Raw genomic sequence first — 1244 nt, 5'->3', positions numbered from 1 at the left:
GGGGGGGCGGCGCCCCCCCCCCCACCCCCCCCCCCCCCCCCCCCCCCCGGGGCGCGCCCCGCCCCCCGGGGGCGGGGGGGGGGGCCCCCCCCCCCCGGGCCCCCCCCCCCAACCGGGTGAACCAACCGACGGATGCACGCCGTACAGCTGGGCGGGGCACCGACCGGGGTGGATCCCGACAGCCGATCAGGGAGGCCTGCGTCGCTGGTCGCCCCGAACCGGCCACCGAGGCCTGACCGAAACATCCCTTCTCCACTGGACCCCGGAGCACGCATGCCGTCCACCCCCGCCCGCCCGTCCCGGCCGAAGGGCCTGCACGTCGCCATGGCCGCCGTGCTGATCACCGCCGTCACCGCGACCGCGGCCAGCGCCCGCCCGCACCGCACCACCCAGCCCCAGCCCTCGGGGGTCGGGGCGAGCGCCACCCCGGGCGCGGCGGTCGGCCTGAACGACCCCCGCCTGAAGGACATCGCCCAGCAACTCGTCTCCAGCGCCGAGAACTCCTCGCTGAACTGGAAGGCCCAGTTCGCGTACATCGAGGACATCAAGGACGGCCGCGGCTACACGGGCGGCATCATCGGCTTCTGCTCGGGCACGGGAGACATGCTCGACCTCGTGAAGCATTACGAGCAGCTCAAGCCGGGCAACGTCCTGAGCAAGTACCTCCCGGCGCTGCAGAAGGTGAACGGGTCCGCCTCGCACTCGGGTCTGGACCCGGACTTCGTCTCCGACTGGAAGAAGGCCGCCCAGGACCCGGCGTTCCAGCAGGCGCAGCAGGACGAGCGCGACCGCGTCTACTTCAACCCGGCCGTCATGCAGGCCCAGACCGACGGACTGCGCGCGCTCGGCCAGTTCGCCTACTACGACGCGATCGTCATGCACGGCCCCGGCGACGAGCCGGTCAGCTTCGGCGGCATCCGCGCCGCCGCGATGCGCAAGGCCAAGACACCGGCCCAGGGCGGCGACGAGAAGACCTACCTCGCGGCCTTCCTCGACGCCCGCCGGGCCGCGATGAAGACCGAGGCCGCCCACGACGAGACCGACCGCGTGGACACCGAACAGTTGGTGTTCCTACGCAACGGCAACCTCGACCTCAACACGCCCCTGGTGTGGAAGGTCTACGGCGAGTCGTTCCACATCGATCACTGACGCACGGAACGCGGAGAGGGGGGGGGGGGGGCGGGGCGGGGCGCGCCGGGCCGCGCCCGCGGCGGCAAGCCCAACGGCCAGCAGCCCCCCGAGCC

Annotated in this window: 1 protein-coding gene; it reads left to right on the top strand. The window is 73.8% G+C overall.

Going from position 1 to position 1244, the window contains the following annotated elements; translation table 11 throughout:
• Positions 1–273: 273 nt before the first annotated feature.
• Positions 274–1149 carry a chitosanase gene (locus tag ACFV4F_RS07610; protein WP_380500795.1) on the top strand — a complete coding sequence of 292 codons (876 nt, stop codon included), beginning with the start codon at positions 274–276 and terminating at the stop codon, positions 1147–1149.
• Positions 1150–1244: the final 95 nt, after the last annotated feature.

The sequence above is a fragment of the Kitasatospora sp. NPDC059722 genome (genome assembly GCF_042733235.1).
Lineage (GTDB): Bacteria > Actinomycetota > Actinomycetes > Streptomycetales > Streptomycetaceae > Kitasatospora.
Note: the sequence above shows the minus strand (reverse complement) of the source record. Positions and strands in the feature narration are given on the sequence as shown.

Excerpts from the sequence above, each read along its gene's own strand:
- ACFV4F_RS07610 (WP_380500795.1), top strand. The coding sequence starts at position 274 with ATGCCGTCCACCCCCGCCCGCCCGTCCCGGCCGAAGGGCCTGCACGTC.